Source organism: Piscinibacter sp. PDB5-1 (genome assembly GCF_056676035.1).
Genome location: NZ_JBWVZL010000001.1, coordinates 1,123,595 through 1,146,595, shown reverse-complemented (window position 1 = coordinate 1,146,595; position 23,001 = coordinate 1,123,595). Strand labels below are relative to the sequence as shown.

Genomic DNA, 23,001 nt, shown 5'->3' with positions numbered 1-23,001 from the left:
CCAAGTTGAACGCCAAGGACACCGCCATGCGCGCCATCGTCACCATCACCCCTCCCACGCCCAACGGCGACCTGCACCTCGGGCACCTGTCGGGCCCCTTCCTGGCCGCCGACGTGTGCGCGCGCACCCTGCGCCAGGCCGGCATCGAAACGCTGCTGCTGTCGTACTCGGACGACTACCAGAGCTACCTGCTGCGCAAGGGCCGCATCGACAAGACCGACCCCTACGCGCTGGCCGAGCGCAATGCCCGCGCCATCGAAGCGTCGATGCGTTCGGCCAAGGTCGATGTCGATCACTTCATGCACGCCTACCGCAGCCCGGCCTACCTCGCCGAGGTGCAGCACTACGTCAACCTGCTCGACCGCCAGGGCCTGGTCGAACACGTGAGCACCTATGTGCACCGCTGCAACGCCTGCAACGTGTGGGGCTACGAAGGCTTCGGCCGTGGCGCGTGCAACCACTGCGGCGCCCCGTCGGACGCGAGCCAGTGCGAGGCCTGCGCCCGCGCGCCGGTTGCCGCCGAGATGACCGGCATGACCTGCATGCTGTGCAAGGGCCCGATGGAAGGCCAGTCGGTCGAGCGCCTGCAGTGGCGGCTCGGCGCCTCGTTCGGCCGCCTGCGCGCGCTGTACGAGCAAGACGAAAGCCTGCGCCCGCACCTGCGCGAGTACCTGCAGACCGTGCTCGCCAACGACGCCGAGACCTGGGCCATCAGCCGCCCCGGCGAAGACGCGATCCCCATCGACAGCCACCCGGGCGAACCCATCCACACCTGGTTCGCGGGCCTGGCCGGCTACAAGGCCTCGCTGCGCGAGCACCTGGCCAACACGCAGCGCAGCGACGAGTTCGATGCCTGGTGGGGCCCCGACACCAAGCTCATCCACTTCATGGGCTTCGACTGCTCGTACAGCCACGCGGTGGGCTACCGCGCGCTGCTCGAAGCCGACCCGGCCGGCCCGAAGCAGGCGCACTACTTCTCGAACCGCTTTCTCACGCTCGACGGCGAAGACTTCTCGACCAGCCGCAACCACGCGATCTGGATCCGCGACATCACCAGCGACTTCCAGCCCGAGGCGGTGCGCCTGTACACGGCCACCACCAGCCCCGAGCACGAGAAGGCCGACTTCAACCGCCTCGACTTCGAGGCCTGGTACCGCGAGGTGTTCTGGCCGACCTTCAAGGGCGCCGCGTGGGAGTCGGCGAGCGACGCGAACTTCGACGCCTCGGTGGCGTTCTTCGAAAGCGACCTGGCGCCCATCGTGAGCAACTGGCGCCAGGCCAGCGGGCTGCGCGGCTTCTCGATGCGCGGCATCGGCGAAGCCACCAACGCACTGCTGCAGGCGGCGGCCCGTGCGCCGTCGCCGGCGCAGGCCAGCGCGCTGTGGGCGAGCTTCGCCCACGTCGCCACCGCGCTGTGCCCCAACCTCGCCCGCACCGCCGAGCTGTCGGTGCAGGCCAACGCACCCCGCCTGTCGCGCTGGGTGGCCCAGGCCATCGGGGGCCGCGCATGAACGCGTCGCACTACGAGCAACGGGCGACGCGCCCGCTCGGCCTCGGGCAGGTCGGTGCGCTCACGCTGAAGTGGTACCTCATCACCGTGGGCGGCGAGCCCGTCGGCCCGGCGCAGCTGCGCGACATCGAGAAGAGCCTCGCGCAAGACATCGACCCCGCCGGCGACCCGCTGGAGCACGGCGTCGGCTTCGGCATCTTTCACCGCGCCCGCGACGGCGACTACCTGCTCGTGAGCCGCTGGTACGACCGCAACATGCTCAAGCACCGCGTCTACCGCGCGCAGCTGCAGGCCGACGGCCGCTGCCGCCTCGACTCGATGCGCGACACCGACATCGTCGCCTGCGTGTGGGAACTGGCCGTGATGGCGAGCGAGCGCGACGCGTGGGTCCAGGCCATGCAGCAAGGACTCACGACCGCCGCCGTGCGCGGCTACCTCGACCGCGTGCACGAGGGGGTTGTATGAGCCCATTCAACATCCGCGCTGCGCGCCCGGACGACCTCGCGGCACTGATGCCGCTGATCGAGGCCCATGTGGCCTATGAAGGCGATACGTGGCAAGAGCACGGCCAGCGCGAACGCCTGCGTGCCGCGCTGTTCGGTGCCGCGCCACGTCTCTTCTGCTTCATGGCCTTCGAGGGCCACCGCGCGGTCGGCTACGCCACCGCCAACTTCGAATATTCGACCTGGCAGGCGCGCGAGTACCTGCACATGGACTGCCTGTACCTCGACGAATCCGTGCGCGGCCAAGGCTTGGGCGCGGCCCTGTTCGAGAGGCTCGAAGCGCTGGCACGCGAACGCGGCTGCGAACTCATCCAGTGGCAGACGCCGGCCAGCAACGAACTCGGCCAGCGCTTCTACGCCAAGCTCGGCGCGAGCCACAAGGCCAAGCTGCGCTACTACCAGCCGGTGGCGCAGCAACCCGTCATGCAAGCCGTGGCGCAAGAGGTGATGGCATGACGCCCGCCGTGGACTTCATGGCCGGCCTGCAAGGCCTGCGGCGCGAATTCGAGTTGCGCCTGGCCGGCTCGCTGCAAGGCGTGTGCTGCGGCCTGTCGCGGGCCAGCGAACTCGCCCTGGCCGACGAAGCCGTGCAACGCGGCGCCTGCCGCAACACCGACGAAGCGCTGACCGCGCTGGCCCTGGCGCAACGCGAGTTCGCCGAGTGGGGCGTGAGCTGGGCGCACGACGACCTGCTGCCCGAAGTGGCCCAGGTGCTGGCCCGGGGCGCGCTCGACGCCTGCTGGCAGCCGCTGGGCCCACGCGGCGAGCCGCTGGTGGTCGGGCCCGACGCGCCCGGCGACTGGCGCCAGGTGCCCGGGGGCCCGCGCTACCTGGTGCAGCCCGTGGCCGCGCGGCCCGAGGGCGCCGCCGCACCGCGCTGGCTGGTGCTGATCAACGCGCTGGGCATTCCGCTGTCGTTCTGGCAACCCTTTTTCGACGCGCCCTCGGCACGCTTTCGCCTGTGCATCGTCGATGTGCAGCCGGGCGACCTGTTCGAAGGCGGCATCCAGACCGACGCCGACCTCGGCACCTACTCCGACCAGTACCTCGACGTGCTGCGCCACCTCGGCACCCGCGACGCGCTGCTGCTGGGCTGGAGCAACGGCGGGCGCATCGCGCTCGACGTCGCGGCCCGTGGGCGCGAAATGGTCAGCGACGCAGTGCTGCTGTCGCCCACGATGCGCGGCTTCGTCGGGCACGACGAGCCCTCGACCGTGATCGAGGCCAACCTCGAACGCGCCTTCGACGCCGTCACCGAAGACGAAGACCTGGCCGATGCGCTGTCGGGCATCTTGCTGCGCTCGAACACCGGCGCGGTGGTCAAGCAGCCCGTGTCGGGCGCCGACTGGACGGCCTTCCACGCGCTGTCGCCGCGCGCCGATGCGCCCCTGCTCGCGGCACCCATCCGCGGCGGCGCGTCGCTGCTGAACTACGCCCGCCGCACTCAGCGCGACGAGGCCTTCCCGATGCACGAGGTGCTGGCGCGCGTCACGCAGCCGGTCACGCTGGTCCAGGGCGATTGCGACAACACGGTCAGCAACCTTCAGGCCCTGCGCTGCCTGCAAGACGCGCCCGTGCCGCTGCGCCACCTGCTCGTGCGCGGCGGCGGCCACTACGTCAACGCCTTGCAGCCGCTGTGCCTGTGGGCCTTGCTCGACGCGTTGCTGACGCCCGAGGCCTGGGCCGCGCCCCGCATCCCCCTTCGCAGCACCTGGAGCCGCACGGCATGAGCCCCTTGTCTTCGATCTCTTTGTCGTCGGCCGCATCGGGCCGCACGCTGGCCGCGCCGCTGCCCGAGTGGGCCTACGACCAACCGCCCGGTGGCGTGCGCTACCGCCTGTCGCAGCTGATCGACCACGCCGCGGCCGTTCACCCCGACAAGCCCGCGCTGGCCGATGGCCGCGTGCACTTCACCTTCGCGCAACTGCAGGCCCGCGCCTGGCACCTGGCGGCGCGCCTGCACGCCGCCGGCGTGCAACCGGGCCAGGCGGTGGTGGTGCTGGCCGAGAAGTCGGCATGGGTGCCGGTGGCGGCGCTCGCCATCTGGCGCCTGGGCGCGGTGTACGTGCCGCTCGACCCGGCGTGGCCGAAGGCGCGTTTCGACGCGGCCTTCTCGGTGCTGCCGCTCGGCGCGGTGCTCGCGTCGCAGGCCGGCCATCCGGCCCTGGCCACGCTGCCGGCCGAGCCGCGCGTGCCGCGCCTGGGCATCGACATCGGCGCCGACGCCCACCTCGACGCCGTGGCCTCGCAACTCGTGCTGCCGCCGGCGGGTGACCACGACGAGGCGCAGACCGCCTACGTCATCTTCACCTCGGGCTCGACCGGCGTGCCCAAGGGCGTGCAGATCAGCCGCGGCAGCCTGCTCGACTACTTCTCGAACCACAACACCGTGCTGCGCTTCGGTGCCGACAGCCGCGTGTTCAGCCTCGCGCCGTTCTACTTCGACGTGTCGATCGAAGACACGCTGCTGCCGCTGAGCCTGGGGGCCTTCGTCTACCAGTACCGCGGCATGGCGCTCGGCGCGGCGATGCGCCAGGTGCTGCAGCGCGAGCGCATCACGCACCTGATCGCGGTCTCGACCCTGCTGGGCCTCATCACCGAAGACGGCCGCGAGATCACGCCTGCGCTGCTGCCGCACCTGTCGATGGTGATGACCGGTGCCGAGGTCTGCGACCCCAAGGTGATCGACTTGTGGAAGCGCCAGCTGCCGCGCGCCCGCGTCATCAACGCCTACGGCCCGACCGAGGCAACCATCGTCGCCACCTGCCACGAGATCGAGGTGCCCGGCGCCTCGGGCGGCCGCACCTACCCCATCGGCCGCGCCTTGCCCGGCGTGGCGCTGCGCCTGGTGACCGAAGACGGCCGCGTCGTGCCGCCGCACGAGGCCGACGTGCCCGGCGAACTGTGGATCGGTGGCTCGCAGGTGATGCGCGGCTACATCGGCCAACCCGAAGCCACCGCGCGCGCCGTGCGTGAGGTCGACGGCGAACGCTGGTACCTGAGCGGCGACATCTGCCGCTTCAACGCCCGCGGCGAGGTCGAGTTCATCGGCCGCCGCGATGACGAGGTGAAGCTCGGCGGCCGCCGCATCCACCTGGGCGAGCTGCGGCAGACGGCCATCGGCATCGCCGGCGTGCGCCGCGTGGCCGTGGGCCTGGTGCGCGACGACGCCTCGGCGTGGATCGGCCTCGTCGCCGTCACCGACGACGGCGGCCCCAGCGACAGCGACATCCGCGCGCGGCTCGCGCGCAGCCTGCCCGCCTACATGGTGCCCACCCGCGTGGCCACCGTCAGCGAAGCCCAGCTCGGCAGCACAGGCAAGACCGACGAGCGCGCGCTGCTGCAGTGGCTGACCCAACCCGCCGCCGCGGCGGCCTGCTCTTGACCCCGACGAAGGACCTCCATGACCACACCCTTCAACTTCGACACGCTGTGCCACGTGGTGGCGCAGACACCGAACGTGCCGCCCGGCGCGTCGATGCGCAACGACACCCCGCTGGCCGACCTCGGCATCGATTCGCTGTCGCTGCTGAGCGTGATGCTCAACGCGTCCAAGGCCTTCGGCATCAGCCTGAAGGCGGTGGGCGAGGACAGCGGCATCCCCGCGACCCTGGGCGAACTGTTCGACTTTCTCTCTGACCTGAACCAGGAGCTTGCACATGGAACTGCATAGACCCGCCAAGACCCTGCCGATGAAGTTCGAATACGGACTCGACGGCGCGCGCCTGCTGCCCTGGGAGGGGCTGAACCTGCCCTTCGGCGGCGCCTACTGCGTGGTCGCGCCGCGCACCGAGACGCTGCGCCACGTCAACGAGCCCTCGGACGAAGAAGAACTCTTCATCTGCATCGAAGGCCAGGGCGATGTGGTGATCGGCGAGAAGCGCTTCGCCGCCGAAGCCGGCGACGTGTTCGTCATGCCGCGTGGCGTGCCGCACCACGTGCAGAACGAGAACGACACACCGTTTGTCTTCTACGCCCTCTGGTGGAACCGCGGCACCGCGTCGCAGTACCTCAACGCTGAACGCCGCGTCGCGGTCGATTACGAGATCTGAAGGGCCGTGATGGATGCCGAAGTCATCATCGTGGGTGGGGGGCTGGCAGCCACGTCGCTGGCCCTGCAGTGCACCCGCGCCGGGCTTGATGCGCTCGTGTTGAGTGCGTCGCGCCTGGGCAGCGGCGGCGCCACCGCGGCGTCGCGCGGCATCCTGCGCCTGTACGACCCCGACCCCGTGCTGATGGCCTGGAACGTGCGCGGCCGGGCCGCCTGGGCCGCGCTCGAACAGGCCGACGCCGGCATCGTGATCGAACGCTGCGGTCTCGTGTACTTCATGGCCGATGCCGATCCGGTGGCCTTGCGTGAGCGTTTCGACGCGCTTGGGCTCGGTGCCGACGACATCGAGCTGCTGAGCGCTGCCGACGCGCTGCGGCGCTTTCCGGCCCTGCGCGCCGGCACGGTGTGGCGCGACGACGCGGTCGTGCTGTTCGAGCCCCGCGCCGGCTATTGCCAGCCGATGCAGGCCGCGCAGGCGCTGGGTCGCATGGCGGTGCAGGGCGGCGCACGCCTCGTCGAAGGCGCGGCCGTGCAGGCCCTGCACGAAGACGAAGGCGGCGTGCAGGTCACGCTGGCCCACGGCCACACGCTGCGCGCGGCCTGCGCCATCGTCGCCGCCGGTGCCGGCAGCGGCACGCTGCTCGGTGGCCTCGACCTGATGCCGCAGACCATCCCGTTGGTCGGGCTGCTCGGGCAGGCGGGGCGGGTGCCGGCGGCCACGCTGCCGTGCACCATCGACGAAGTCACCGGTTGCTACACGCGGCCGGGTGAATCGGCCGGGTTCTTCTACGGCGGTGGCGCGGGCCTGCGCGATGCTCGGCCGGGCCACGCCACGGCGGTGAGCCTCACCGACCTGGCCAACGAGAACCTGCAGCGGCTCGGTCGCACCCGCAGCGTCGAAGGGCTCGCCCCGGTCGCGCTGTACGAGGGCGACGAGGCCTACACGGCCGACTTCCACCCGCTGCTGGGCTTCGTCAACCCGCGCTCGCGCATCGGCGTGATGACGGGCTTCTCGGGCCGGGGCGCAAAGTACATCCCGGCCGCGGCCGAGGTCGTGGCTGCGCAGGTGATCGAGCAGGTGCGCCGCGCCGTCGGGGGGGCTGCATGAAGTCGCTTCGCATCGGCTTTTCGGGTGCGGTGTCGCCCGGGGCCTCGGTGCACGGGCACACGCTGCAGCGCGCCGTCGCGGCGGCGCTGCCGAGCGTCGAGTCGCGCTGGCAAGTTGCCATCGAGCCGTGCTGGCAAGACGACGGCGCCAATGCCGACGACGCCGAAACCGCCGCGCGCCACCTCGTCGCGCAAGGTGTGAGCGCAGTGGTCGGGCACTACGCCTCGTCGGCCGCGATGGGCGCGGCGCCGGTGTACGCGCAGCACGGCATCCCGCTGTACCTGCCGGCGGCCACCGCCACGCTGCTGACCGCCGCGCCGGGCGTGTACCGGCTGTGCGACAACGACGCCGACTACTGCACCTACCTCAAGCAGGTGCTGCGCAGCGCGGGCCACGAGCACGTGGGCCTGGCGCACGACGGCAGCACCCACGGCCTGAGCGTGGTGAACACGCTCAAGGCGCTGTCGTCGCAGTTTCAAGACGCGACGCCCGCCGACGAGGTGCTGCTGTTCGCCGGCACCTATGCCCGCTCGCGTGACTTTCTGGCCCGCTGCGTCGTGCAGTTCCCGCAGGTGCGCGAGCTGGTCTTGTGCGACGACGTGATGACCCCGCAGGCGCGCGACGACTTCGCCCGCACGCCGCTGAACGTGACCATCGTCGGCTTCTGCAGCGTGCCGCGCACCGTGGGTGAACAGGCCCTGGCCGCGCGCTACACCGCCCGCTGGGGCGGCGTGCCCGGGGTGTACTTCTTCGAGACCGTGAGCGCACTCGAAGTGGCGGTGTCGCACCTGCTCAACCCCGAAGCCGCCCCCGACACCTCGGCCGGCGTGCTGGACCTGCCGCGCAGCGCCCTGGTGCGCGAAGCACGCCCGCTGCGTTTTGCCGTGCTGCGCCTGGCCCGCGCCCATTCACCGGATGAGCACCATGTCGTCGGCCACTGAACTCGCCCCCGACCTCGCCCCGCTGGTGCAACTGGCGGCCTGGCTGCGCCGTGGCCCCGCGACCGGCGGCCCCGAGCAGCGCGAGGCCACCGCCCGCTTCATCGCCAGCGTCAACCTGCCGGCGGTCGCCGCCACCCCGGTGGACACGGCGACCCCGCGGCGCGACGCGGCCACCGTGCTCTACCTGCACGGCGGTGGCCTGGTGCACCACGACGTGGCCACCTTCGCGCCCTTGCTGCAGCACTGGCAGCGCACGCAGGGTCTGGTCATCGAGCCCATCGCCTACCCGCTGGCGCCCGAGCACGGCGTGCCCGAGATCCTGGCGCACGTGGTGAACGCGGTGCGCACGCGCCTGGACAGCCTGCCGGGCTCGGCCCGCGTGGTGCTGGCCGGCGACAGCATCGGCGGCTACCTCGCGCTGCAGGTGTGGCGGCAGCTGCGCCAGCAAGGCGGTGCCGGCCGCATCGCGGCGCTCGCGCTGATCTACCCGGTGCTCGACCTGCTGCACGAGGGCCCTTCGTACGCGGCCTACGGGCGCGGCTTCACGCTCGACGCCACGGCGATGGCGTACTTCAAGTCGCTGTGGACCGCGCACTACACGCCGCACGCCGAGCTGCGTGCCATCGCCTGCCCCGACTTCGCGGCGCTGCCCGAGGTCTACGTCGCCAGCGCCGGCTGCGACGTGCTGCGCGACGAGGCCTTCGCCTGGTGCGAGCAGTTGCGCCGCCTGGGCGTGCCCGTGCGGCACGAGTGCTTCGACGCCCTCAGCCACGACTTCTGTCTGTTCGCCGGCCGCTCCGAGAGCTGCCTCCAAGCCGTTAACCGCATCGGCGACGTGCTCGCCGCCCTGTCATCCACGAGGAGAGAAACCATGAACGCGCAAGAGTTCTACCAGCATAAGCTCGCCCACGAAACCGATTCCTGGGACCTGTACACCGCCCTCAACGAAGGCCAGCGCCTGGTCGTTATCGACGCGCGTTCGGCCGAGTCCTATGCGCGTGAACACATCCCCGGCGCGAAGAGCTTCCCGCACCGCACGATGAACGCCGAGAGCACGGCCTCGCTCGACCGCGACACGCTGTACGTCACCTACTGCGACGGCATCGGCTGCAACGCCTCGACCAAGGGCGCGCTCAAGCTGGCCACGCTGGGCTTCCAGGTCAAAGAGCTGCTGGGCGGCCTCGACTGGTGGAAGCGCGACGGCTACGCCACCGCCGGTGCGCAGGCCCGCGCAGGCCAGAAGCTCGAATGCGGGTGCTGAGATGCCCACCGACCTTCAAGAAGCGCGCGACTGGCTGCAAGGCGTGGCCGAACGCTTCGGCACGCTGGACCTCGCGCGCATCCGCGAGTGCCTGCACGAAGACGTGCAGGTCCACTACAACCTGCTGCCGCCGCTGCAGGGCCGCGAGCCCGTGTGCGCCTTCCTGGCCCCGCGCTACGCCGCTCTGCACGACTACCAGCTGCACAAGACGCTGCGCTTCGCCGAAGGCGACACGCTCGGTGTCGAAGTGCGCTTTGCCTTCACCGACGCCGCAAGCGGCGTGCGCACCGAAGGCAAGGGCTTCGAGTACCTCACCCGGCGCGATGGACGCATCGCCCGCTGGGACTACGTCTGCGTGACCTCGCCGGTCGCGCCGTCTGTCACCACCCCCGCCACCGCAACGGTTGCCGCAGCCGCGGCCCAGCCCGAACCTCTCACGGAGACCTCATGATCTACGACACCCTGGGCGTTGGCTTCGGCCCCGCCAACCTGGCCTTCGCCGTGCTCCAGCAAGAGCGCGGCTTCACCGGCCGCACGCTGTTTCTCGAAGCGCGCGACGCCCCCGTGTGGCAGCAAGAGATGCTGCTGCCCGGCGCCGACATCCAGAACCACCCGCTGCGCGACCTGGTGACGCCGCGCAACCCGCGCAGCCGCTTCACCTTCGTCAACTACCTGCACGAGCACGGCCTGCTGTTCGACCACCTGAACCTCGGGCTCGAATTTCCGCTGCGCAAGGAATACGCGAAGTACGTGGCCTGGGTGGCCTCGTTCTTCACCGACCGCGTCGTCTACGGCGCCCGCGTCGGCAGCATCGCCCTCACCGACGACCGCCAGCACTACCGCGTCACCACACAAGACGGCCGCGTGTACGTGGCCCGCTCGCTGGTCGTGGCCCCGGGCCGCACCGTCAACGTGCCGGCCATCTTCTCGAAGCTGCACGACACGCGGGTCTTCCACTCGCACAGCTACCTGCGTTCGTTGCGCGCCGTGACCGAGCGCGGCCCGCTGCGCCGCGTGGCCGTGGTGGGTGGCAGCCAGAGCGCCATCGAGATCGTGCTGCACCTGCACCGCGAGTTTCCGCAGGTGCAGGTCTTCAACGTCATGCGCGGCTACGGCTACCGCCTGAAGGACACCAGCCAGTTCAGCGAAGAGGTGTACTTCCCCGAGTTCGTCGATGAGTACTTCAACAGCAGCAAGAAGACGCGCCGCGAGCTCGACAAGCACCTGCACTTCACCAACTACTCGGCGGCCGACCACGACACCATCAAGGACCTGTACGTGCGCCTCTACGAAGACAAGCTCGACGGCCGCCCGCGCGTGAACCTGCTCACCAGCAGCGAACCCGTCGGCGTGCACCTCGACGGCAACGAACTGGTGATGCAGGTGCGCAACCGCCTGAGCGAAGAGAGCACCGACCTGCGCCAGCTCGACGCGGTGATCCTCGCCACCGGCTACCGCAACCTCGGCCCGCAGGCGCACCAGGAGTCGCTGCCGAAGATCCTCGACGGCATCGCCTCCGAGATCCGCTTCGACGACGAAGGCCTGCCGGTCATCAACCGCGACTACTCGCTGTGCGCGGCGCACGAGGTCGATGCGATCCCGCCGCTGTACCTCAACGGCCTGTGCGAAAGCAGCCACGGCTATGGCGACGCCGGCTCGTTCAGCCTGCTCGCGCTGCGCAGCCAGGACATCTTCGACTCGCTGCTCGCATGCTGCCCGCCGCGCCCCGCGCGCGCCGCCAGCGAACGCATCACCGAAGCGGACGGGGCCCTGGCCTGACGCCCGCTCACCTCAGGAGATCAAAGCCATGGAACAAGTCATTCAGGCCCCCTTGGGCGAACAACGCCGTGCCCGGGTCGCCCGGCGCGACGTGTGGATCGTCTGGGTGGTCAACCTGATCCCCCCGCTCACCGTCGTCGGCGTCATCGCCTACTTGGCGATGGGCGGGCAGGTCACCGCTTTCGAGTGGACGCTGCTGGCCGTGGGCCACCTGCTGGGCATGGTCGGCATGGAAGTCGGCTACCACCGCTTCTTCGCACACCGCACCTTCAAGGCCGCCAAGTGGCTCACCTACACGCTGGGTGTGCTGGGCTCGATGAGCTTTCAGGGCGGGCTGATCTGGTGGGTGTCCACCCACCGCCGCCACCACGCGCACACCGACAAGCCCGAAGACCCGCACAGCCCCAACGCCGGCTTCACCGGCCAGGGCTGGCGCGGCCGCGTGCGCGGCTTCATCCACGCGCACCAGGGCTGGATGCTCAAGCCCGGCCAGCTCAAGCCCATGGGCTGGGAACGCTGGGTGCCCGACCTCTTCAAGGACCCGGTGCTCTTCAGCCTGCACGTCAACTACTACAAGTGGGGCGCGCTGGGCCTGGTCATCCCTGCGGTGATCGGCGCGGCCTGGTACGGCAGCTGGGCCGGTGCGTTGTCGGGCCTGGTCTTCGGCGGCGTGCTGCGTGTGTTCACCTGCAACCAGGTCTTCTACGCCACCAACTCGATCTGCCACAGCTTCGGCTCGCGCATGTTCGAACGCAAGGATCGCAGCCACAACAACCTCTGGCTGTCGGTGGTGTCGATCGGCCTGTCACTGCACAACAACCACCACGCGTTTCCGCGCAGCGCGATGCTGAACTTCCGCTGGTGGCAACTCGACCTGGCCGGCCTCTTGATCAAGGCCCTGAGCTGGACCGGTGCCGTGCGCGAGATGCACGTCGCCACGCCGGAAGAAGTCGCAGCCAAGCTGTCCGCACCCGATTGACGAGCGATCGCTGATCGACGCGCTCGACCCCATCCCTTCACGAACTTTCACGAGGAGAACCGCATGACCCCCACCCCGCAAAACCTCGACCAGCTCGACACCTGGCTGGCCGAATACATCGCCGCGCAGATTGGCTCCGACGTCCGCTCGGTGCCGCACGACAAGACCTTCGACGTCATCGGCGTCGATTCGCTGCTCGCCGTGACCATCACCGCCGAGATCAAGCGCCGCTTCGGCGTGAAGCTCAAGGCGACGGCACTGTACGAGCACAACACCATCGCGGCCTTGACCCGGCACGTGCAGGGCCGGGCGCTGCAGAGCGCCTGAGCCTTTCTGTTTCACCCCCTGAAGGAGCGACCATGCTGTTGCGCTTAGCCTTGTTCATGATGGCGTTCTGTGGCTACCTCGTGCCACTGATGCTGCCCATCCTCGCCCCGCAGATCGCGCGCGATCTCAACACCACCGTCGGCGCCGTCGGCATGGTGTCGGGCCTGCAGTTCCTGCTGGCGGGCGGCACGTCGTTCCTCATGGGGGGTGTGGCCCACCGCTTCTCGAAGCGGGGGCTGGCGCTGGGCTTCCTGCTCGCGGCCACCGCCGCGCTCGTCGCCACGGCCCTGAGCCAGAGCTTCGCGGTGTTCGCGGTGCTGTCGCTCGTCAGCGCCATCGGCTACGGCTCGCTGCTGTTCTTTGCGCTGCAGGCGGTGTCCGACCACTTCGCGCCCGAGCAGCGGGCCGACCTGTCGGGCCTGATCACCAGCGCCGCGTTCATGGCCACGCTGTTCGGCGTGCCCATCGGGCTGGCGGTCGGCACGGTGAGCGACCTCGGCTGGCGCGCCGCGCTCTTCTGTGTGGCCGCGCTCTTCTTGCTGACCTTCGTGGTGGCGGCGTTCTTCCTGCCGGCCAGCCGCCCGGTGCCCGGCGCCGGCGGCATCGACCTGCGTCCCTACGCTCAGCTGCTGCGCGCGCCCAGCAGCCGTGCGTACTTCGTGCTGGTCTTTCTGACGCGCTTCGGCTCGGGGCTGTACATGACCTACATCCCCGCCTACCTGCTCGACGTGCGGGGCTTTCCCGCCGCCGGCTTCATGCTGACCTTCAGCGCCTCGGGCCTGCTGGCCTTCTTCACCAGCCGCATCGCCGGCCGCGTGCTCGGCCGCGCCGAGCCCAGCCGCGTGCTGTGGCTGTCGATCGCCTCGCTGGTGGCGACGGTGCTGCTGATCACCTACTTCCCGGTGTCGGCCGCGACCGTCGTGCCCATCGTGCTGGTGATCTGCCTGGGCTATGCGGCCGGTGAGTCCTTCCGCATGACGGGGCTGAGCTACCTCGCCGTCACGCGCGGCGACCCCGCGCAGCGGCAGCAACTGCTGGGTGCCTTTTCGCTGCTGCTGTCCTTCGGCTACGCGGTCGGCGCCATCGTGGGCGGCTGGATCATGCTGGCCGAAGGCGACGTGATCGACCGCGGCTTCATCCCGATCCTTTGGACGGCCATCGCCGCCTGGACCGTGTCGGTCGCGCTCATCGGGCGCGTGTCGCGCCCCTGGCAGACCACCCCCCAAATCAAGAACCTGGAGCGACTCGCATGAAATCCACCCCCACCCTGGCCGACGCGGCCCTCGCCGCCAGCCCGCGTGTCACCGAAGGCAGCTTCGAAGGCATGGACTGGCGCCTCTCGCAAGGCCACAGCGGCCACTGCCTGGTGATGGTCAACGGCGTCGGCATGGACATGTCGCACTGGCTGCCCACCTACGGGCAGATCTTCGCGGCCGCTGGCCACTCGGTGCTGACCTTCAACCACGAGGGCGTCGAAGACCCGGCCCGGGTCAAGGCGTTCACCGTCGAGGGCTACGCCCGCCAGGCGCGGGCCCTGCTCGCGCACCTGGGCATCGAGCGCCCCACGCTCGTGGGCACCTCGATGGGCGCCTTCGTGTCGCAAGAACTGGCGCGCGCCATCGACGTGACCGCGCTGGTGCTGCTGGGCACCTATGCCGAGTCGGGCCCGCTGCAACGCCGGCTGATGGAGGCCGAGTCCGCCATCTACGACACCGGGGCCGACGTGCCCAAGGCCTACATGGTCGCGATGGACCTGATGCAAGGCTGCAGCCGCGCGCAACTGCTCAACGACGCGAGCTACGACAAGATGTTCCAGAGCTTCTACGCCACCACCGACTACGACGACCTGACGCGCCGCGCGGGCTTCTTTGCCGCCAGCGCCTACGGGCCGGGCCTGGACCACCTGCGCGCGCTGCGCTGCCCCACGCTGGTGGTCGGCTTCGAGGAAGACATCCTCACGCCGGCGCACCGCTGCCGCGCGGTGGCCGAGGCCATCGACGGCGCCGAGTACGTCGAGATGCCCGGCACGGGCCACTTCGGCGCGCTGACCCGGGGCAAAGAGCTGGCCCCGCGCGTCCTCGATTTTCTTGAACGGCGCGGCACCTCGCCCCGCCTTTGACCCTTGACCGGCGCGGCAGCGCTGCCGCGCCACCCACGCACCCCCCAGGAGAGAGAACCGCCATGACGTCCGACACCGTGTTCGACACCACGATTCCCCTGTGCCTGGCCCAGCGATCGGAGCAGACGCCCGACGCCCTGGCCTACAAGTTCATCAACGACGCCGACAGCGACGACGACTTCGACACGCTGACCTACCGCGAGCTGCACGAGCGTGTCGCCGCGATGGCCGCGCGCATTCGCCGCCGCGCCGAATCGGGCTCGCGTGCCGTGCTGCTGTACTCGCCGGGGCTCGACTACATCGTCGCCTTCCATGCCTGCCTGTGGGCCGGCGTGGTGGCGATCCCCGCCTACCCGATGCGCAACAACCACCACGCGCGGCGCGTGCTCGACATCGTGCGCGACTGCGGCGCGACCTTGCTGATGGCGCCGCCGCAAGACGGCGACCGCATCATGCAAGGCCTGCCCGACCTGTTCGCGGCGGGGCAGGGCGTGCACCTGCTGCCGGCCGAAGACGCCGCGATCGAGCCGATGTACACGATGGACCCGCGGGCGCAGCGCGCGTCCGAGCTGGCCTTCCTGCAGTACACCTCGGGCTCGACCGGCTCGCCCAAGGGCGTGATGGTCTCGCACGGCAACATCGTCCACAACGTCGAGCAGATCGCCAGCCGCTTCGGCCACAACCCGGCCTCGCGCCTGGTGAGCTGGCTGCCGCCGTACCACGACATGGGGTTGATCTCGGCCATCCTGGAGCCGCTGTACGCGGGCTACCCGGCCACGCTGATGTCGCCCTTCGACTTTCTGCAAGATCCCTACCGCTGGCTGCGCTGGGCGTCGAAAGAGCGCGCCACCATCACCGGCGGCCCGAACTTCGCGTTCGACCTGTGCGTCGAGAAGCTGACCGACGAAGAGCTGGCCACGCTCGACCTGTCGAGCCTCGACGTGATGTTCAACGGCGCCGAGCCGATCCGCCGCCAGACCATCGAGCGCTTCACCGAGCGCTTTGCGAGCACCGGCTTCGCCTCGCGCATGTTCTACCCCTGCTACGGCCTGGCCGAAGGCACCTTGTTCGCGCTGGGCGGCGGCATGACCGACGAACCCGAGTACCTGCACTGGGCGCCGCCCGCCGCGCCGGGGGCCGACGCGCCGCCGCCGCCGGTCGATCTGGTCGGCTCGGGCCGCACGATGAACGACCAGAAGGTGCTGGTCGTGTGTCCCACCACCCACCAGCCGCGTGCCGACGGTGAAGAAGGCGAGATCTGGGTCAAGGGCCCGAGCGTGGCGCTGGGCTACTGGGGCAAGCTCGACCAGAGCCGCCAGACCTTCAACGCCTTCACGCGCGAAGGCGATGGCCCCTACCTGCGCACCGGCGACCTGGGCGTGCGCCAGGGCGAGCAGGTGTTCGTCACCGGCCGCGCCAAGGACCTGATCATCGTGCGCGGCCAGAACTTCTACCCGCAAGACATCGAGCGCAGCGTCGAAGAGACCGTCGAAGACGTGAAGGCCTCGTGCTGCGTCGCCTTCGAATACGAACGCGGCGGGCAGGCGAGCGTCGGCGTGGTGGCCGAGATCGAACGCATGGCGCGCCGCAAAGAGGGCGAGGCCGTCATCCAGCGCGTGCGCGAGGCCGTGCTCGGGCGCTTCGCGCTGCCGCTCGGCGCCGTGGTCATCGTGCAGCCGGGGCAGACCTACAAGACGTCCAGCGGCAAGATCCAGCGCTCGTTCACGCGCCAGCAGTTCCTGAAGGGCGACCTGTCCGAATGGGCGCGCTGGGAAACCGAAGCCGTCTGCTGAACCCGACCCCAGGGAGCACGCACCATGAGTTCCAACCAGGCGTTCTACGACCGGTTTCCGTTCCCCGGCGACTTTGCAGGGCAGGGCGACGGCGAGATCGGTGATCTCGCCAACGGCATCCAGACCTTGTTTCCCGACGGGCGGCTCGACGGCACGCGCGTGCTCGACGTGGGCTGCGGCACCGGCCAGCGCCTGATGAGCCTGGCGCGGCGCTATCCCGAGACGCGCTTCACCGGCGTGGACATCTCGGCCGTGACCATTGCGCACGCCCGAGAGCATGCGGCCCGCGCGGGCCTGCACAACATCGACTGGCGCGTCGAAGACCTGGCCAGCCTGGCGGCGTCCGGGGTGACCTACGACCTCGTGATCGCCTCGGGCCTCGTCCACCACCTCGCCGACCCGCGGGCCGGCATCGCCGACCTGGCCCGTGTGCTCGCACCGGCGGGCGTGATGTACGTGTGGCTGTACCACGCCATCGGCGAATTCGACCGGCTGCGCCAGCGCGAACTGGCGCGGCTCTTCTGCCCCGATGCGGCCGACGCCGCGCGCATGGTGCAGGTCAGCGACGCCTTCTCGCTGACGCTGCCCGACGACCACTACGGCCCTCGCAGCGTCAGCCCGCAGCACGCGGGCGAGTTGCTGTCGCACGCGGTGGTCGATGCCTTCTTCCACCCGAGCGTGGCCGCCTTCCGCTTCGACGGCCTGCGCGACTTGCTGGGCGGTGCGGGCTTGGGCTGGTACAGCGTCCACAGCCTCAACGTGCCCGGCGCCAGTGTGCTGCTGAACCTGGGCGAGGCCAAGGGCATCGACTGCCTGCTCGCGCTGAAGGTGGGCGGGCTGCTCGGTGCCGAGGCGCTCAGGAAGAGCTACGCGTCGTTCAGCGTGGAAGAGCGGCTTCGCGTGGTCGAGCTGCTGATGAAGCCCACCGGCTTCACCTTCGTCACCGGCCGTGCGGCGGCGCTGGGGCAGTTCAGCGAACGCATCCAGCGCGCTGCCTGCCCGCTGGCCGCGCCGACGGTCGAACCCGCATGGGTCGAACCGCTCGCCGAAGCGGCGTGACGGCGCCGTGAAGCGCCTACTTGTCGAACATGCCCAGCATGGCCGCGCGCACGGCGGCCTGGGTCTTGTTGGTCGCGTGCAGCTTCTTCGTCGCGTTGGCGAGGTGGTAGTTCACCGTGCGCTCGTTCATGCTGATGATCATGCTGATGTCGGCCGAGGTCTTGCCATCGGCGGTCCACTTCAGCACCTCGACCTCGCGCTCGGTCAGGTCGGCCAACGACTCGGGCACCATCTGCGGCACCAGCACGTTGGCCGCGGTGGTGTGCATCATCGCCGTCACCCAGAAGAGCTGCGGGCTCAGGCGCGACAGTTCTTCTTCAGAGATTTCACCCTGGCCGCGCGCGAAGGTCAGCATGCCGAAGCTGCCATCGGGGCTGCGGCAACCCAGCGAGCAACCATGCGAAATGCCATGCGTCGAAGCCTGCTCGCTGAAGTGGTCCGGTGTGCCATCAAGGTCAAGCGCCGACCACAGCAGCGGTGTGGGAGACTTGATGCAAGAAGCCACCGTCGGGTCGATCGCCACATAGTTGCGGCTCGCGTAGGCTTCCTGCCAAGCGCTCGGGTAGTTGTTCACCGTGCGCACCTTCGGGCGCGAGACCGGCACGGAGGTGCGAATGCCATAGGCGCAGAAATCGAAGCCCAGGCTTTGCGCAATCTTCAATGCATGCGCGTAAGTGCTATCGACGTCTCCGCCATGGCTCGTGCAGACCTCATGCAGCACCTGTTCTTTCCAGGCTTCCATTCGCGCGCTTCCCTGTCAACATGACTCACGCAACTGCCATCACCGGTCCACGCACCGTCTCACCGATGACTTTCAGCTCCCACCGGACTCAGGCGCCAGACCCGGACGGCTTCTTCCGGGTCCGGCTCCATCATTTGTCTTTTCCGATGCTGGAGCACGTGCTGTCCCGCACCGACGAAGCCCTGTTGCACGAACTGCACGACGAGGGGATCACGGCCACACACGCCGGCTACACGGAGTGGTGTGTGAAGGAGTGTCCGCTGGCGTCGATCGGCTGGGACTGGTACCGAACAAGCGAGGGGCGAATATACGCTGCACCTGCCGCCATCCGCATGAACATCATGCTCATTGACGCCAAGGGTTATGACCTAGGGATGGACCACAGCGCGGCCTTGTTCAAGAGCTGGCTCGCCGGCACCCCCTGGGAAGAATCGCTCGACGAAGAACTGCACAGCCACTGGCGCTGAGCAGGCCCGCATGCCCGGCGCCGCAGCGCCAAGGCATGCCGGGCTCGCGTGTGGGTCTCTACTTCCAGAGATCGCCGGCCGCTTCCGGCTGGTACAGAACCGCCACCACCGTGGCCTCGTGCGCGTCACCGCCCGGGCCCGACCACTGGACCGCAAGGCCCTCCTCGGCGCCGAGCAGCGCGAACCCGAGCGGCGAAAACACCGAAATGTGTCGGCTGGACGCATCGGCTTCGGCGGGGTATGAGAGCACCACCTCGAGGTGGGCGCCGGCCGAGGTTTCGAGCAGCACGCGCGAGCGCATCGTCACCGCCGTCGGCGACACCTGGGTCGGCTCCACGATGTCGGCGGCATCGAGCACTTCGCGCGCCAGGTGGGCGATGGGCACGGGCAGGGTCGGCCGCGTGCGTGCGGCATCGACGAGCGTGGACAGGCGGGCATGGTCGAGCGCGGTCAGTCGGCGCTCTTGGGAACAACGGGTCATGGAATCCTCCGGTTGAGGGCGCGTGCGCGAAAGGCACGCAAGCTGCCAGGTGGATGCCCGGCGACCGAAGGTGGGTGAGGGGTGGAGGGTCGCCGGGCCTAGCCGAGTGCGGCGGCAACCGGACCGTTCAAGAGACCGTTCAGGCGCACGCGCGAACCCACGGCGGCCGGGGTGGCAGCACGAAGGGCTTGCAAGGGGCGGTGGCTGAACATGGAGACCATCACGGGTTGATGTCTGTCGTCGTGGGCTGAGACAGTCGCAAAGCGAGAAGGCCTGCAAGTCGCTGACTTGCAGGCCTTCTGGATTTTGGTGGCGCTTCAGGGATTCGAACCCCGGACCTGCGGATTATGATTCCGTCGCTCTAACCGACTGAGCTAAAGCGCCTGAGCCGCGCATTATAGCCCGGCAATTCGACGGTCTGGTACTGCCCTGATCGAATCTTCTTTGCGCGTTGTGGCACCCGTGCCAAACCCGCTCTCCCGCCTCCTCGATGTTCAGCTTCTTCAAGAAAAAGCCGCCGGCCGAGACGCCGTCTTCACCTGTTGCCGCCCCCGCGTCCCCGCCCGCTGCCGAACCCGTCACTGAGCGACGCGGCTGGATGGACAAGCTGCGCGATGCGGTGCTGCCGAGCACCGAGCCTGCGCCTGCCGCGCCCTCAGAACTCGCGCCACCAGCCGACGCCGCGCCACCTGAAATCCAAGCGCCGGTGGCTGTGCCCCTGGCCGAGCGCCGCAGCTGGATGGACAAGCTGCGCCAGGGTCTGCGCAAGACGGGCTCCAGCATCACGCAGGTCTTCACCGGCACGCAGATCGACGAGGCGCTGTACGAAGAACTCGAAGCCGCCTTGCTGATGGCCGATGCGGGTGTGAAGGCCACCGAATTCCTGCTCAACGACTTGAAGCGGCGCGTCAAAGAAGCCAAGGCCACCGACCCTGCCGCAGTGAAGACTCTCTTGGCCGACGCCGTGACCGACCTGCTCACGCCGCTGGAAAAACCGCTCGCCATCGGCGAACACGCGCCCACCGTGATGATGGTCGTGGGCGTGAACGGCGCTGGCAAGACCACCAGCATCGGCAAGCTGACGCGTCACCTGGCCGACCACGGCGAGAAGGTGCTGCTGGCTGCGGCCGACACCTTCCGCGCCGCGGCGCGTGAGCAGTTGGCCGTGTGGGCCGAGCGCGCCGATGTGCAGCCCGGCCCGGCGGGGCAGACCGGCCAGGTGGACATCGTCAGCCAGCAAGGCGGCGACCCGGCGGCCGTGAGTTACGACGCGGTGATTGCCGGCCGTGCGCGCGGCTGCGATGTCGTCATCGCCGACACCGCCGGCCGCCTGCCGACACAACTGCACCTGATGGATGAGCTGAAGAAGATTCGCCGCGTGATCGAGAAGGCGCAAGCCGGCGCGCCGCACGAGGTCTTGCTGGTGGTGGACGGCAACACCGGACAGAACGCGCTGACCCAGGTGAAGGCGTTTGACGACGCCTTGAAGCTCACCGGCATCGTTGTCACCAAGCTCGACGGCACCGCCAAGGGCGGCGTGCTCGCGGCCATCGCGCGCGAGCGGCCGGTGCCGGTCTACTTCATCGGTGTGGGCGAGAAGCTCGAAGACCTCGAGACCTTCAACGCCCGCGAATTCGCCGAAGCGCTGCTGAGCTGAGCGGTCCCGGCCCGGTCAGCGCCGTTCGCGCGATTCGAGCGGCGCCGGGCGGCTGGCCGCGTTGAGTGGCACCGAGGCGCTGTCGAGGTCGTCGAACCAGGTCGAAGGCGGTGCTTCGCCTTGCTCGACCACGTCGTCGTCGCTCGGGGGCTCGAACGACAGGCCCCGGTCCACCACGGCAGCGGCGGCCTTGGCGCCCCCCGGGACCACGTCGAGCGGGGTGTCGGGCGGCAGTTGCAGGATGGCGTTGCGCGCGGCCGTCGCCGTGGGCAGCGCGTTCTCGCGCCAGATGTGCATGGGGATGTCGGCGCCGCGAATCACGCGCGTCATGCGCTCGTTGCGCTGCTTGGCGCGTTCGTTCTCTTGGCCTTCGGGCGCGCGGATGTCGATCACCGCGACCACCTGCGAGCTGCTGTCGCACACCACGAGGTCGGCGCACATCAGGCCGACGCGGCGCAGCCACTCGGAATACGAATAACGCGTGGGCACCTTCAGGAAGCGGGCGAGCGGTACTTGCGCGAGGATGATGTGCTCGGGCAGGCTCATGCGCAGAGAGTTGTAGACCTTGCGCTCCGACGTGGTCAGCACGCGTGTGGCCTGGGGTTGCCACGACAGCACCGTGTCGAGGGCTTCGCGCTGGCCGGGTTTGGGTTTGGCCGGTTTGCCGCGGTTGCCTTTGTCTGCAGCGGGGGGCGCACTTTGCGAGCGCTTGCGCCAGACGTACCAGCCCAGGGCCAGCACCAGCGCGGCGATCAATAGCAGTTCCATGTCGTCAAACGATCCGGTTCGAAGGAAGGCTGGCCATGTGCCGGGACCAGGTCGAAGCGCGGGTTCGGACGATGTCAGCGCATGCCGGGCAGGCCTTTCATCCCACCCATGCGCTTCATCATCTTCATGAGGCCGCCGCCTTTCATCTTCTTCATCATCCCCTGCATCTGTTCGAACTGGTTCAGGAGGCGGTTGACCTCCTGCACCTGAACGCCCGCGCCGGCGGCGATGCGCCGCTTGCGTGTGGCCTTCAGGATCTCGGGCTTGCGCCGCTCCAGTGGTGTCATCGAATTGATGATGCCCTCCATGCGCCGGACGTCGCGCTCGGCGCGGTCCATGTCGGCCTGGCCGATGTTCCCGGCCTTGGCCGTCATCTGCGTCGGCAACTTGTCCATCAGGCCGGACAAGCCCCCCATTTTTTTCATCTGCGAAATCTGCGACAAGAAGTCGTTCAGGTCGAAGTCGTTGCCCGACTTGAGCTTCTCGGCGAGCTTCTGGGCCGCGGCAACGTCCACGCCCTTTTGCACCTCTTCGACCAGTGCGACGATGTCGCCCATGCCGAGCACGCGGCCGGCGTGGCGCTGCGCATCAAACACTTCCAGGCCGTCGATCTTCTCGGACACGCCCGCGAACTTGATTGGCGCACCGGTGATCTGTCGCACCGACAGCGCCGCGCCGCCGCGCGAGTCGCCGTCCATCTTGGTGAGCACGATGCCGGTGAGCGGCAATGCCTCTTTGAAGGCCTTTGCGGTGTTGATCGCGTCCTGGCCTTGCATGGCATCGACGACGAACAGCGTCTCGACCGGGTTCAGCGCGCTGTGCAGTTCGGCGATCTCGCGCATCAGCGCTTCGTCGATGGCCAGGCGGCCGGCGGTGTCCACCAGCAGCACGTCGAAGTAGTGGCGCTTCGCGTGGTCGAGCGCAGCGCGGGCGATGTCGAGCGGCTTGTCGGTGGCGGTGGAGGGGAACCACTCCGCCCCCGCCTGCTTGGTGACCATCTTCAGCTGCTCGATGGCCGCCGGGCGGTACACGTCGGCCGACACCGTGAGTACCTTCTTCTTGCGCTTTTCGATCAGGTGCTTGGCGAGCTTGGCCGTGGTGGTGGTCTTGCCCGCGCCTTGCAGGCCGGCCATCAGGATGACCGCCGGCGGTTGCGCGGCGAGGTTGATGTCGGAGACACCCTCGCCCATGGTGGCGGCGAGTTCTTTGTTGACGATGCCCACCATCGCCTGGCCGGGCGAGAGCGAACCCACGACCTCGGCGCCGAGCGCCTTTTCTTTCACCCGCGCGATGAAGTCGCGCACCACCGGCAGGGCCACGTCGGCTTCGAGCAGGGCCATGCGCACCTCGCGCAGCATGTCTTGCACGTTGTCTTCGGTGATGCGGGCCTGGCCGCGCATCGTCTTGACGAGCCGGCTCAGTCGATCGGTGAGGGTGGAAGCCATGCGGGGATGAG

Annotated in this window: 24 protein-coding genes and 1 tRNA gene; 20 read left to right on the top strand and 5 right to left on the bottom strand. The window is 69.2% G+C overall.

The genetic code is table 11. The annotated features are described in order from the left end of the window. Positions 1 to 26 precede the first annotated feature (26 nt). The 18 genes from AC1KAT_RS05090 (at position 27) to AC1KAT_RS05005 (ending at position 17,430) form a co-directional block, all read left to right on the top strand. Positions 27 to 1,511, top strand: coding sequence for a class I tRNA ligase family protein (locus AC1KAT_RS05090; RefSeq protein WP_480323437.1), 1,485 nt, complete (start codon positions 27 to 29; stop codon positions 1,509 to 1,511). Beyond that, entirely contained in the window at positions 1,508 to 1,975 is a 468-nt protein-coding gene (locus tag AC1KAT_RS05085; protein ID WP_480323435.1) for a hypothetical protein, read from the top strand. The genes AC1KAT_RS05090 and AC1KAT_RS05085 overlap by 4 nt, the downstream gene beginning before the upstream one ends. Continuing rightward, positions 1,972 to 2,469, top strand: a complete 498-nt coding sequence (locus tag AC1KAT_RS05080; protein ID WP_480323433.1) for an N-acetyltransferase family protein — start codon at positions 1,972 to 1,974, stop codon at positions 2,467 to 2,469. The genes AC1KAT_RS05085 and AC1KAT_RS05080 overlap by 4 nt, the downstream gene beginning before the upstream one ends. After that, positions 2,466 to 3,743 (top strand): alpha/beta fold hydrolase, encoded by a 1,278-nt coding sequence (locus AC1KAT_RS05075; RefSeq protein ID WP_480323431.1) that lies wholly within the window; start codon positions 2,466 to 2,468, stop codon positions 3,741 to 3,743. Before AC1KAT_RS05080 ends, AC1KAT_RS05075 begins: the two co-directional genes overlap by 4 nt. Then, on the top strand, positions 3,740 to 5,398 hold the full coding sequence (locus tag AC1KAT_RS05070) for an amino acid adenylation domain-containing protein (RefSeq protein WP_480323429.1): 1,659 nt from the start codon (positions 3,740 to 3,742) through the stop codon (positions 5,396 to 5,398). The genes AC1KAT_RS05075 and AC1KAT_RS05070 overlap by 4 nt, the downstream gene beginning before the upstream one ends. Positions 5,399 to 5,416: 18 nt before the next feature. Continuing rightward, entirely contained in the window at positions 5,417 to 5,686 is a 270-nt protein-coding gene (locus AC1KAT_RS05065; protein ID WP_480323427.1) for a phosphopantetheine-binding protein, read from the top strand. Continuing rightward, complete coding sequence (locus AC1KAT_RS05060) at positions 5,673 to 6,065, top strand: cupin domain-containing protein (RefSeq protein WP_480323425.1); 393 nt, start codon at positions 5,673 to 5,675, stop codon at positions 6,063 to 6,065. The genes AC1KAT_RS05065 and AC1KAT_RS05060 overlap by 14 nt, the downstream gene beginning before the upstream one ends. Positions 6,066 to 6,074: 9 nt before the next feature. Further along, on the top strand, positions 6,075 to 7,172 hold the full coding sequence (locus AC1KAT_RS05055; RefSeq protein ID WP_480323423.1) for an NAD(P)/FAD-dependent oxidoreductase: 1,098 nt from the start codon (positions 6,075 to 6,077) through the stop codon (positions 7,170 to 7,172). Beyond that, positions 7,169 to 8,113 (top strand): ABC transporter substrate-binding protein, encoded by a 945-nt coding sequence (locus AC1KAT_RS05050; protein ID WP_480323421.1) that lies wholly within the window; start codon positions 7,169 to 7,171, stop codon positions 8,111 to 8,113. The genes AC1KAT_RS05055 and AC1KAT_RS05050 overlap by 4 nt, the downstream gene beginning before the upstream one ends. Beyond that, on the top strand, positions 8,097 to 9,374 hold the full coding sequence (locus AC1KAT_RS05045) for an alpha/beta hydrolase fold domain-containing protein (protein ID WP_480323419.1): 1,278 nt from the start codon (positions 8,097 to 8,099) through the stop codon (positions 9,372 to 9,374). The genes AC1KAT_RS05050 and AC1KAT_RS05045 overlap by 17 nt, the downstream gene beginning before the upstream one ends. 1 nt (position 9,375) lies before the next feature. Continuing rightward, positions 9,376 to 9,825 carry a nuclear transport factor 2 family protein gene (locus AC1KAT_RS05040; protein ID WP_480323417.1) on the top strand — a complete coding sequence of 150 codons (450 nt, stop codon included), beginning with the start codon at positions 9,376 to 9,378 and terminating at the stop codon, positions 9,823 to 9,825. Continuing rightward, positions 9,822 to 11,153 (top strand): lysine N(6)-hydroxylase/L-ornithine N(5)-oxygenase family protein, encoded by a 1,332-nt coding sequence (locus AC1KAT_RS05035; RefSeq protein ID WP_480323415.1) that lies wholly within the window; start codon positions 9,822 to 9,824, stop codon positions 11,151 to 11,153. The genes AC1KAT_RS05040 and AC1KAT_RS05035 overlap by 4 nt, the downstream gene beginning before the upstream one ends. Positions 11,154 to 11,181: 28 nt before the next feature. Next, positions 11,182 to 12,132 carry an acyl-CoA desaturase gene (locus AC1KAT_RS05030; protein WP_480323413.1) on the top strand — a complete coding sequence of 317 codons (951 nt, stop codon included), beginning with the start codon at positions 11,182 to 11,184 and terminating at the stop codon, positions 12,130 to 12,132. 63 nt (positions 12,133 to 12,195) lie between these two features. Next, positions 12,196 to 12,459, top strand: a complete 264-nt coding sequence (locus AC1KAT_RS05025) for an acyl carrier protein (RefSeq protein WP_480323411.1) — start codon at positions 12,196 to 12,198, stop codon at positions 12,457 to 12,459. 32 nt (positions 12,460 to 12,491) lie between these two features. Beyond that, positions 12,492 to 13,712 carry an MFS transporter gene (locus tag AC1KAT_RS05020; protein WP_480323409.1) on the top strand — a complete coding sequence of 407 codons (1,221 nt, stop codon included), beginning with the start codon at positions 12,492 to 12,494 and terminating at the stop codon, positions 13,710 to 13,712. Further along, the gene (locus tag AC1KAT_RS05015; RefSeq protein WP_480323407.1) at positions 13,709 to 14,578 is read left to right on the top strand and encodes an alpha/beta fold hydrolase; all 870 of its coding nucleotides are present in this window, start codon (positions 13,709 to 13,711) and stop codon (positions 14,576 to 14,578) included. Before AC1KAT_RS05020 ends, AC1KAT_RS05015 begins: the two co-directional genes overlap by 4 nt. A 62-nt stretch (positions 14,579 to 14,640) precedes the next feature. After that, entirely contained in the window at positions 14,641 to 16,371 is a 1,731-nt protein-coding gene (locus tag AC1KAT_RS05010; protein WP_480323405.1) for a fatty acyl-AMP ligase, read from the top strand. A gap of 24 nt (positions 16,372 to 16,395) precedes the next feature. Continuing rightward, positions 16,396 to 17,430 carry a class I SAM-dependent methyltransferase gene (locus tag AC1KAT_RS05005; protein ID WP_480323403.1) on the top strand — a complete coding sequence of 345 codons (1,035 nt, stop codon included), beginning with the start codon at positions 16,396 to 16,398 and terminating at the stop codon, positions 17,428 to 17,430. Positions 17,431 to 17,446: 16 nt separating this feature from the next. Here AC1KAT_RS05005 and AC1KAT_RS05000 read toward each other — a convergent pair whose 3' ends face one another. After that, the gene (locus AC1KAT_RS05000; protein ID WP_480323401.1) at positions 17,447 to 18,172 is read right to left on the bottom strand and encodes an autoinducer binding domain-containing protein; all 726 of its coding nucleotides are present in this window, start codon (positions 18,170 to 18,172) and stop codon (positions 17,447 to 17,449) included. Here AC1KAT_RS05000 and AC1KAT_RS04995 point away from each other — a divergent pair. After that, complete coding sequence (locus AC1KAT_RS04995; protein WP_480323399.1) at positions 18,091 to 18,639, top strand: DUF4902 domain-containing protein; 549 nt, start codon at positions 18,091 to 18,093, stop codon at positions 18,637 to 18,639. The genes AC1KAT_RS05000 and AC1KAT_RS04995 overlap by 82 nt on opposite strands. Positions 18,640 to 18,697: 58 nt before the next feature. Here the strand turns inward: AC1KAT_RS04995 and AC1KAT_RS04990 are convergent, their stop codons facing one another. Continuing rightward, the gene (locus AC1KAT_RS04990) at positions 18,698 to 19,120 is read right to left on the bottom strand and encodes a GreA/GreB family elongation factor (RefSeq protein WP_480323397.1); all 423 of its coding nucleotides are present in this window, start codon (positions 19,118 to 19,120) and stop codon (positions 18,698 to 18,700) included. A 307-nt stretch (positions 19,121 to 19,427) separates the two neighbouring features. After that, positions 19,428 to 19,504: transfer RNA gene (locus AC1KAT_RS04985), tRNA-Met, on the bottom strand. 106 nt (positions 19,505 to 19,610) lie between these two features. Here AC1KAT_RS04985 and ftsY point away from each other — a divergent pair. Beyond that, positions 19,611 to 20,777, top strand: a complete 1,167-nt coding sequence (gene ftsY / locus AC1KAT_RS04980; protein WP_480323395.1) for a signal recognition particle-docking protein FtsY — start codon at positions 19,611 to 19,613, stop codon at positions 20,775 to 20,777. Between the two features lie 15 nt (positions 20,778 to 20,792). On the opposite strand, the gene AC1KAT_RS04975 is transcribed toward ftsY, so the two are convergent. Further along, a complete protein-coding gene (locus tag AC1KAT_RS04975; protein WP_480323393.1) occupies positions 20,793 to 21,545 on the bottom strand; it encodes a DUF2726 domain-containing protein in 753 nt (250 codons plus the stop codon). A gap of 74 nt (positions 21,546 to 21,619) precedes the next feature. Next, positions 21,620 to 22,990: a signal recognition particle protein gene (gene ffh / locus AC1KAT_RS04970; RefSeq protein ID WP_480323391.1), complete on the bottom strand. Its 1,371-nt coding sequence runs from the start codon at positions 22,988 to 22,990 to the stop codon at positions 21,620 to 21,622. Positions 22,991 to 23,001: the final 11 nt, after the last annotated feature.

Excerpts from the sequence above, each read along its gene's own strand:
- AC1KAT_RS05090 (WP_480323437.1), top strand. The coding sequence starts at position 27 with ATGCGCGCCATCGTCACCATCACCCCTCCCACGCCCAACGGCGACCTG.
- AC1KAT_RS05085 (WP_480323435.1), top strand. The coding sequence starts at position 1,508 with ATGAACGCGTCGCACTACGAGCAACGGGCGACGCGCCCGCTCGGCCTC.
- AC1KAT_RS05080 (WP_480323433.1), top strand. The coding sequence starts at position 1,972 with ATGAGCCCATTCAACATCCGCGCTGCGCGCCCGGACGACCTCGCGGCA.
- AC1KAT_RS05075 (WP_480323431.1), top strand. The coding sequence starts at position 2,466 with ATGACGCCCGCCGTGGACTTCATGGCCGGCCTGCAAGGCCTGCGGCGC.
- AC1KAT_RS05070 (WP_480323429.1), top strand. The coding sequence starts at position 3,740 with ATGAGCCCCTTGTCTTCGATCTCTTTGTCGTCGGCCGCATCGGGCCGC.
- AC1KAT_RS05065 (WP_480323427.1), top strand. The coding sequence starts at position 5,417 with ATGACCACACCCTTCAACTTCGACACGCTGTGCCACGTGGTGGCGCAG.
- AC1KAT_RS05060 (WP_480323425.1), top strand. The coding sequence starts at position 5,673 with ATGGAACTGCATAGACCCGCCAAGACCCTGCCGATGAAGTTCGAATAC.
- AC1KAT_RS05055 (WP_480323423.1), top strand. The coding sequence starts at position 6,075 with ATGGATGCCGAAGTCATCATCGTGGGTGGGGGGCTGGCAGCCACGTCG.
- AC1KAT_RS05050 (WP_480323421.1), top strand. The coding sequence starts at position 7,169 with ATGAAGTCGCTTCGCATCGGCTTTTCGGGTGCGGTGTCGCCCGGGGCC.
- AC1KAT_RS05045 (WP_480323419.1), top strand. The coding sequence starts at position 8,097 with ATGTCGTCGGCCACTGAACTCGCCCCCGACCTCGCCCCGCTGGTGCAA.
- AC1KAT_RS05040 (WP_480323417.1), top strand. The coding sequence starts at position 9,376 with ATGCCCACCGACCTTCAAGAAGCGCGCGACTGGCTGCAAGGCGTGGCC.
- AC1KAT_RS05035 (WP_480323415.1), top strand. The coding sequence starts at position 9,822 with ATGATCTACGACACCCTGGGCGTTGGCTTCGGCCCCGCCAACCTGGCC.
- AC1KAT_RS05030 (WP_480323413.1), top strand. The coding sequence starts at position 11,182 with ATGGAACAAGTCATTCAGGCCCCCTTGGGCGAACAACGCCGTGCCCGG.
- AC1KAT_RS05025 (WP_480323411.1), top strand. The coding sequence starts at position 12,196 with ATGACCCCCACCCCGCAAAACCTCGACCAGCTCGACACCTGGCTGGCC.
- AC1KAT_RS05020 (WP_480323409.1), top strand. The coding sequence starts at position 12,492 with ATGCTGTTGCGCTTAGCCTTGTTCATGATGGCGTTCTGTGGCTACCTC.
- AC1KAT_RS05015 (WP_480323407.1), top strand. The coding sequence starts at position 13,709 with ATGAAATCCACCCCCACCCTGGCCGACGCGGCCCTCGCCGCCAGCCCG.
- AC1KAT_RS05010 (WP_480323405.1), top strand. The coding sequence starts at position 14,641 with ATGACGTCCGACACCGTGTTCGACACCACGATTCCCCTGTGCCTGGCC.
- AC1KAT_RS05005 (WP_480323403.1), top strand. The coding sequence starts at position 16,396 with ATGAGTTCCAACCAGGCGTTCTACGACCGGTTTCCGTTCCCCGGCGAC.
- AC1KAT_RS04995 (WP_480323399.1), top strand. The coding sequence starts at position 18,091 with ATGCATGCGCGTAAGTGCTATCGACGTCTCCGCCATGGCTCGTGCAGA.
- AC1KAT_RS05000 (WP_480323401.1), bottom strand. The coding sequence starts at position 18,172 with ATGGAAGCCTGGAAAGAACAGGTGCTGCATGAGGTCTGCACGAGCCAT.
- AC1KAT_RS04990 (WP_480323397.1), bottom strand. The coding sequence starts at position 19,120 with ATGACCCGTTGTTCCCAAGAGCGCCGACTGACCGCGCTCGACCATGCC.
- ftsY (WP_480323395.1), top strand. The coding sequence starts at position 19,611 with ATGTTCAGCTTCTTCAAGAAAAAGCCGCCGGCCGAGACGCCGTCTTCA.
- AC1KAT_RS04975 (WP_480323393.1), bottom strand. The coding sequence starts at position 21,545 with ATGGAACTGCTATTGATCGCCGCGCTGGTGCTGGCCCTGGGCTGGTAC.
- ffh (WP_480323391.1), bottom strand. The coding sequence starts at position 22,990 with ATGGCTTCCACCCTCACCGATCGACTGAGCCGGCTCGTCAAGACGATG.